The organism is Acidiphilium sp. JA12-A1 (assembly GCF_000724705.2).
Taxonomy (GTDB): Bacteria; Pseudomonadota; Alphaproteobacteria; order Acetobacterales; family Acetobacteraceae; genus Acidiphilium; species Acidiphilium multivorum.
Map to the genome: position 1 here is coordinate 1 of NZ_JFHO01000117.1, position 7,716 is coordinate 7,716.

6 protein-coding genes and 2 pseudogenes are annotated in these 7,716 nt (G+C 70.4%); 4 read left to right on the top strand and 4 right to left on the bottom strand.

The genetic code is table 11. The annotated features are described in order from the left end of the window. Window positions 1–280 (bottom strand): annotated as a pseudogene (locus RT91_RS17570) (hypothetical protein); the annotation flags it as partial. Window positions 281–414: 134 nt separating this feature from the next. Here RT91_RS17570 and RT91_RS17575 point away from each other — a divergent pair. The 3 genes from RT91_RS17575 to RT91_RS17585 are packed head-to-tail and all read left to right on the top strand — an operon-like array spanning window position 415 to window position 3,317. Beyond that, on the top strand, window positions 415–1,464 hold the full coding sequence (locus tag RT91_RS17575; RefSeq protein ID WP_007421775.1) for an ABC transporter permease: 1,050 nt from the start codon (window positions 415–417) through the stop codon (window positions 1,462–1,464). A 28-nt stretch (window positions 1,465–1,492) separates the two neighbouring features. Beyond that, window positions 1,493–2,530 (top strand): sugar-binding protein, encoded by a 1,038-nt coding sequence (locus tag RT91_RS17580; RefSeq protein ID WP_035188842.1) that lies wholly within the window; start codon window positions 1,493–1,495, stop codon window positions 2,528–2,530. A 4-nt stretch (window positions 2,531–2,534) separates the two neighbouring features. After that, window positions 2,535–3,317, top strand: coding sequence for an ATP-binding cassette domain-containing protein (locus RT91_RS17585; protein WP_007421777.1), 783 nt, complete (start codon window positions 2,535–2,537; stop codon window positions 3,315–3,317). 21 nt (window positions 3,318–3,338) lie between these two features. Here RT91_RS17585 and RT91_RS17590 read toward each other — a convergent pair whose 3' ends face one another. Further along, the gene (locus RT91_RS17590; RefSeq protein ID WP_035188843.1) at window positions 3,339–4,163 is read right to left on the bottom strand and encodes a metallophosphoesterase; all 825 of its coding nucleotides are present in this window, start codon (window positions 4,161–4,163) and stop codon (window positions 3,339–3,341) included. Further along, on the bottom strand, window positions 4,160–5,530 hold the full coding sequence (locus RT91_RS17595) for an MFS transporter (protein ID WP_007421778.1): 1,371 nt from the start codon (window positions 5,528–5,530) through the stop codon (window positions 4,160–4,162). Before RT91_RS17595 ends, RT91_RS17590 begins: the two co-directional genes overlap by 4 nt. Before the next feature lie 208 nt (window positions 5,531–5,738). On the opposite strand from RT91_RS17595, the gene RT91_RS17600 reads away from it, so the two are divergent. Continuing rightward, entirely contained in the window at window positions 5,739–7,097 is a 1,359-nt protein-coding gene (locus tag RT91_RS17600) for a carbohydrate porin (RefSeq protein ID WP_240314346.1), read from the top strand. Between the two features lie 373 nt (window positions 7,098–7,470). On the opposite strand, the pseudogene RT91_RS20860 reads toward RT91_RS17600, so the two are convergent. Beyond that, a pseudogene (locus RT91_RS20860) lies at window positions 7,471–7,716 on the bottom strand (IS110 family transposase); the annotation flags it as partial.

Consider the following 7,716-nt stretch of genomic DNA (forward strand, 5'->3'; position numbering starts at 1 on the left):
GTGTCGCGGGGCGTTTGGTGTCGGGCGCCGGGCGGCGCGGAGCGAAATTGCGGCAGCGCGGCGGCGCCGGGGGGCGGAGCAAAAGTGTGGCGAAGCGGGCGGCGAGGCGGCGCAGCCGGGTCCAGACCAGCACGATCAGCGCGCCGGTCATGCCGCGCGCCAGGCCCTTCGCCGCCAGCACGTCGCACAGCGCGGCGACGATCGCCTCGAGGCGGGCGGCCAGGGCAGCGCCGTCGGGATACAGGGCAGCGGCGTCGGGGTGTGGTGCTGCGGCGTCCATGCCAGCAGAGCACCACGAAGGGCGGGGGGTGGGCAAGGCAGTGCGGCGCTCGATTGTTTGACTTGACAGACGGAAAGCCGCGCCGATAGGCTCATTTTTATAAGTTAACGAACACCCGAAACGGGAATCTGCTCATGGGGGAGCGACTGCGGGGCCGGGAACCGGCGCCAGACACGTCCGGCATCGGTCCGGCATCGCCAGCTCCGAGCCTGGCGCGGCGGGGGATCGACATCCTGCTCCTGCCCTGGGTGAGCGTGCTGATCGCGCTGGTCGCGATTTCGGCGCTGCTGAGTTTGGCGACCCCGTATTTCTTCACCGAAGACAACATCATCGGCACCGTCGCGGTCTATTTCTCGTGGATCTGCATCGCCGGGTTCGGCGAGGCGCTGGTGATGATCGGCGGCGGGCTCGACCTTTCGGTGGGCTCGACCATGGGGCTGGCCGGCATGATCTCGGCCATGGTGCTGGCGGCGGGCGGCAACCTTGCGCTGGCGCTGCTGGCGGGGCTCGCGACCGGGGCGGCGGTGGGGCTGGCCAACGGGCTGGTGATCACCCGCATCGGGCTCAACCCGTTCATCACCACGCTCGGCTCGCTCAGCGTGGTGCGGGGGCTGGCCTTCGGGATCGGCCAGGGGATGGCGGTGACGGCGCCGAGCGATGCGGCGGGCAACGCCTTCTCGGCGCTCGGCACCGGCACGGCGCTCGGCATTCCGGTGCCGGTGCTGGTGATGCTCGGCTTCGGCGTGATCGTCCATGTCGTGCTGACCGGCACGCCGTTCGGCCGGCATGTCTACGGGCTTGGCGGCAACGAGCAGGCCTCGCGCCTGCTGGGGCTGAACGTCGACCGGCTGAAGATCCGGCTCTACGTGATTTCCGGCGTGCTCGCCGCGATCGGCGGGATGCTGCTGACCGCGAAATCGGGCACGGCGCTGCCGGATGCCGCCACCGGCTACGAACTCAAGGTGATCGCCGCGGTGATCATCGGCGGCACCAGCCTCGCCGGCGGGCGGGGCACGATTCCGGGCGTGCTGATCGGTGCGGCGCTGCTCGGCGTGATCAATGACGGCATCGTCCTGCTCGGGCTGGCCGGCTACTGGCAGCAGCTGATCACCGGGCTCGTGATCGTCGCCGCCGCGGCGATCGACATCCTGCGCAGGAGGCTCGAACGCGTGCGCATCGCCTGAAACCGAACAAAGACAGGAGGATAACGCCATGACCAGAAACACGCTCATCCGCGCCGGGCGGCGCGACATTCTCAAACTCGCCGGCGCGGGGGCGGCGGCGGGGCTCGCGATGCCCGCGATCGCCCGCGCGAACAAGCGCTACACGATCGCGGTGGTGCCGAAATCGCTCGACAATCCGGTGTTCTACACGGCGCATTACGGGGCGATGCAGCGGGCGAAGGAGCTTGGCGATGTCGACCTGATCTGGACCGCCTCGGCCTCGTCGGATGCGAGCCAGGAAGCGGAGATCGTGCAGAACCTGATCACGCGGCATGTCGATGGCATGGCGATCGACGCCAACGCGCCGCAGCCGCTGATCGCCCCGGTCAACGAGGCGGTGGAGAAGGGCATCGTCACCATCACCTGGGATTCGGACGTGCCGGGCAGCAAGCGGCAGGTCTATTACGGGGTGGACAATACCAAGATGGGCGTCTCGATGGGCGAGCAGGCGCTGAAATTCATGGGCACCAAGGGCAAGGTGATCCTGATTTCCGGCGGGCCGGGGGCGACCAACCTGAACGCGCGGCTGGCCGGCGTGAGGCAGGTGATGGGCAAGCACAAGGGGATCGAGTTCCTCGGCCCGTATTTCGACAATGACGACCTGACCAAGGCGCAGGAGCTGATCGACAACGTGCTGACCGCGCATCCCGACGCGGGGGCGATCGTCGATGTCGCGGCGGTGGCGTTCTTCGGCAAGCTCTCGGCCATGCCCAAGCTGATCGCCAACCGCGGCAAGGTGAAGATCATCGGCTCGGACGTGCTGGCGCCGGAGATTCCGCTGGTCGAGAAAGGCTATGTGCAGGCGCTGGTCGGCCAGGATTACTGGGGCTGGGGGTATCAGACCGTCACCATCATCCACAACATGCTGACCAACAAGAAGTGCCATTATCCGACGCTGGTGCCGCAGGCGATGCCGGTGGTGACGAAGGCGAACGCGGCGCACTGGGTGAAGCTGTGGGACGAGGCGAAGACGCCGGCCGGGGCGGCGAAGGCGTTCCGGGAGGCGCCGATCGGCTGCATGGGCTGAGGCGATGGCCGAGCCGATCCTGAGCCTGCACGGCATCGCCAAGCATTACGGCCCGGTGCGGGCGCTCGACGCGGTGGATTTCGAGGTCGCGGCCGGCGAGATCGTCTCGCTGGTCGGCGACAACGGGGCCGGCAAGTCGACCATGGTGAAGATCATGTCGGGCGCGGTGCGGCCGAGTGCCGGGGAGATCCGCTTCGCCGGGCGGGCGGTGAGCTTCGCCTCGCCGCACGACGCGCGGGAGGCGGGGATCGAGACCGTGTACCAGGATCTCGCCGTGGTGCCGGAACTCGACGCCGAGGCGAACCTGTTCCTCGGCCGGGAATGGACCGGCAGCGGGCCGATCTCGCGCTTCTTCCTCGACAAGCGGCGGATGCGGCGGGCGGCGGAGGAGCATATCGCCTCGCTGAAGGTGAACCTGAAATCGACGCGCCAGCCGGTCGGCCTGCTCTCGGGCGGGCAGCGGCAGAGTGTTGCGGTGGCGCGCGCGATCCTGTGGGGGCGGAAGGTCGTCATCCTCGACGAGCCGACCGCGGCCCTCGGGGTGCGGGAGTCGCGCGGGGTGCTCGACCTCGTGCTGGAACTGCGGGCGCGGGGCTTCGGCGTGGTGATGGTCAGCCATTCGATGCCGCATATCTTCGAGGTGTCGGACCGGATCTTCGTGCTGCGGCACGGGCGGCGGGCCGGGTTCGTCGAGCGGGCGGCGGTGACGATGAACGACGTGGTGGGGATGATCACCGGCGTCGCCGTCTCGGAGAGCATGACGGTGCGGGAGGCGGGGCACTCGTAAGGCCTGTCGCCGCAGCGGCGCTCAGGAGAGGAACGGGAACGGGCCCGGATAGGAATCGACGAAGACCATCTGCGAGGTGAAGGACGCGCCGTCCCAGCGGTGCATCACGAAGGCGGGCGGTTCGAGGACGAGGGCGGAGGGGCCGTCCGGCGTCAGGTCGAACCGCACCTGGTGGGCGACCGAGGGGGCGATGACCACCGGCGCGCCGGCGAGGCGGCCGTGGATCATGCGGTGGACATGGCCGCACCAGAGCCCGGCGACGCGGGCGGCGTGCGGGGCGATCGCCGCTTCGAGGGCGGCGGCGTTCTCGAGGCCGATCGCGTCCATGTGGGCGATGCCGGTGGCGATGGGCGGGTGGTGCAGCAGGATGGCGGCGGGGCGGGGATCGGCGGCGAGCCGGTCGCGCAGGAAGCGGAGCTGGCCGTCGCCGAGCCGGCCGTGGCTCTCGCCGCCGATCGTGCTGTCGAGCGGCAGGAGGCGGACCGGCAGGTGCTCCGCCGGGCGGTTGACGCCGGCCTCGTCATCGGCGGCGAGGCGGTCGCCGAGGGTGGCGCGCATCGCCGCGCGGTCGTCGTGATTGCCGGGGATGAGGATGACGGGCACCCGGACATGACGCTCGATCAGCCCGGCGAGGAGGCGGTAGGCCTCGGCCTCGCCGCGGTCGGCGAGGTCGCCGGTGATCGCCAGCGCGTCCGGCGCCGGGGCGAGGGCGGCGAAGGCGGCGAAGGCGCGCGCCGCCAGCATGTTGGTCTCGACGATGCGGTTGGCGGTCAGCCCCGGCGCGCGCAGGTGCAGGTCGGAGAACTGGGCGACCAGCAGCGGCGGCGCGCCGGGGCCGCCGCTCATTGTGCGGCCGCGGGGGCGAGGGCCTCGGCCTCGTCGTTCAGGTCTTCGAGCGAGCGGCCGGCGGTCTCGGGGATCAGCGCGTAGGTGAGGATGGCGCCGAGGACCGAGAGGCCGGCGAGCACGCCGATCGCCGCCACCTCGCCGAGCTTGGCGAAGACCAGCGGGAAGACGAAGGCGCTGAGCGAGGCGCCGAGGCGGCCGCCGACCACGGTGAAGCTCTGCGCCATGGTGCGGATGCGGGTCGGGCTCAGCTCGACGCCGAGCATCGCCGCGCCGCTGACCATGCTGGGCCCCATGATCATCACGTTGAACAGGCCGTAGACGACGAGGCCGAGCACCGGGTTCTGGCCGATATCCTTGTGGATCAGCGCGAAGATGACGAGGAGAAGGGCGGCGCCGGCATAGCCGCCGATCTGCACAGCCTTGCGGCCGAAGCGGTCGAGCAGGGCGAAGGCGCCGATCAGCACCGCCGGCATGATGAAGGCGAAGGTCATCAGCAGGGAGAACATCGTCGGGCTCAGGCCGAGGCCGTGGGCGATCAGCGAGGGGCCGAACAGGACGGTCGAGTAGATCACGATGTCGAAGATGAACCAGAGCAGGGCGGCGGCGAAGATCTGCCCGGCATGGCGGCGGAGCACCGCCATCACCTCGCGGCGGTCGGCCTCGGGGGCGGCGTGGCCGGTGCCGGTGATGCCGCGGATGACGGTTTCGGCGGCATCCTGGTCGCCGGCGACGCGGGCGAGGTAGCGCGCGGTCTCCGGCATCCGGCGGCGCAGCCAGAGCACCGAGAGCGCGGGCAGCGCGCCGGCGGAGAGGACGATGCGCCAGACCATGTCCGGCGCCACGCCGAGCGCGTGCAGGACGAGGGCGAGCAGGCCGGCGAGGGCGGCGCCGAGCCACCAGGTGAGGCAGAAGCCGACGCCGAGGGCGCGGCCGCGGTCGCGCCGGTTGGCGTGCTCGGCCATGATGGTGGGGGAGAGCACGTAGTCGGCGCCGACGCCGATGCCGAGGATGAAGCGGATCGCGATCAGCCAGGCGAGGTTGGGGGCGAAGGCCTGGGCGACCGCCGCGATCGCCATCAGCGCGACGTCGAGCCCGTAGAAGGTCTTGCGGCCGCGCTGGCCGAGAAAGCCGAAGATCAGCGCGCCGAGGGCGGCGCCGACCAGGGCGGAGCCGGCGAGCAGGCCGGATTCGAGGCTGTCGATCTTCGTCAGGCCGAAGGAGGCGAGCACGGTCGGCAGGACGATGCCGATCGAGGACAGGTCGTAGCCGTCGGCGAGCACGCCCATGCCGGTGGTGAACACGGCGCGCCAGTGGAAGGTGCCGAAGGACTGGTCGTCGAGGATGGCGAGGGAGGAACGCTGCATGGATTCGGCCTTTTTGCACAGGGATGCGGCGGGAGTCGCCCGGCGGGCGGGTGGCTGGCCGCCTGCTTAGGGCAGAAGCGGCGCGGGGTGGGTGACGCTACGGTGAAGGTTTCGGGACAGTCCGGTGACGCCGGGCACACGGCTTCGTCAGATGACGAGCGCGTGCGGACGGGTTGCGCGACCGCCCGGACGGCGGAAATTCACCGTCATGCCGAATCGTGTTCGCGCCGCCGCCCTGGGCCTTGCCGTGTTGACCTGTCTCGTGCCGCGCCCGGCGGCGGCGCAGGGGTCGGTCTGGACGCGCAAGCACCTGTTCGGCGACTGGGGCGGGGTGCGGACCGATCTCGCGCGGCGGGGCGTGGCGCTCGGCGCGGTGGAGCAGGTGGTGCCCTCGGACGTGCTGGGCGGCGGGGCGCGGCAGGGCACCTCGGTCGCCGCGCTGATGACGCTGTCGGCGCGGGTGGCGCTGGGGCGGTATGCCGGGATTCCGGGGCTTTCGGCCTATGTCTCGGCCTGGCTGGTGCAGGGGCGCGGACCGTCGGGCCATGACGTGCAGAGCCTGAGCGGGCTCGCCTATGAGGAGGCGCCGGGCGGGGCGCGGCTGGGCGATGCCTATCTGAGCTGGAAGGCGGCGCATGACGCGGTGCACGTGAAGCTCGGGAAGTTCGGGATCGACGAGAATTTCGACCAGAACCCGGCGGCGGCGGCGCTGGTGAATTCCAATTTCACCTACCGCAACATCATGGCGGACAACCTGCCGGGCGGCGGGCCGGCGTTTTCCTACGAGGGGCCGGGGGCGATGGTGGCGGTGCAGGCGACGCGGGCGCTGCGGCTGCGGGTGGGGCTGTTCGGCGGCGATCCGCTCGGGCAACCGCTGGAGGGGCCGGCGCCGCCGGCGCGGGATGCGGGCGGCCTCGGCTTTCCGCTGAATGCCGGGGCGCTGGTGATCGGCGAGGCGGATGTCCGCTACCGCCTGCCCGGCCTCGGCCGGGGCATGGCGCTGGTCGGTGGGCTGTACGACACGCTGAGCCGGCCGGATCTGCTCTACAGCGTGACCGGGCAGAGCCTGGCGCTGGCGGCCGTCGGCATCGATCCCGGCCCGGCGCGGCAGGACCGGGGGGATGACGTGATCTATGCCGGGGATACGCAGACGCTCTGGCATGGCGCGCGCGGGCGGCGGCTCCGGGGCTTCGCGCGGGTGGCCGCCGCACCGCCGGACCGCAACCTGATCTCGCTCGACGCGCAGGCGGGGCTGGTGCTGGACGGCACGTTCCGCGGGCGGCCACATGATGCGGCGGCGGTCGCGGTGTCGTGGGACCGGATCAGCCCGCGCGCGGCGACGCTGGTGCGGGCGGAGAACCGGCTCGGCGGGGCGCGCGCGCCGGTGCCGGGGGCGGAGACCGATCTCGAACTCGATTACACGGCGCAGGTGGCGCCCTGGCTCAGCGTGACGCCGGATGTTCAGTATATCGTCCGGCCGGGCGGCGGGATTCCCGATCCGCTGGATGGCGCGAAGGCGGAGCCGGACGCCGTGGTCGGGCAGGTGGAGGTGACGGTGGCGTTCTAGTGTCCTGCCCCTGAAATTCGTGGGTGAATTTCAGGGACAAGCAGGCCACTCTCATGTTCGCCATTTCAAGCTGCAGGCAAGAGATTTCTTCTGCTTGCTGATGAGCAAGCAAGCGGTTCGGTTTGACTGCGACTGGGTAAGGCTGGAGGCGCAATCCCGAAACGACGGTAGATCATCCTCTGATACGCGGATTGGAACCGCAGGACCTGATGCGTCGTGGAGCTGCCTCGGTCTAGGGACCAGCGTCGGAAAGTCCCGGCTGATAGTGGCTGCGAGGGTTCTCCGGCCGTGACCGCGCCTCCAGCCTTGCCCGGCTGCAGATGGGTTTGATCAGTGTGGGCACCTCCCGGGTATGCTTCGAATATCCGATTGTTCAGCCGGCCGCGATTTCGGCCTTCCGTGCGATGGCCCAGATAAAGCCGGCCAACTCGCGGGCAATCGCGGTGGTGACGACATTGGCCTGCTTGCCGGTATGGGTCAGGCGGCGATAACGCCGACAGAGCGCAACTGCGCCTTCCAGGCGATCTCGCGGATCGGCCGGGGCAATCCTTCCTGGCGCAACAGCAATTCCCGGCTGACCCGGGCGGGATGTCGGTAACTCCAGGCCGCCTCGATCAAC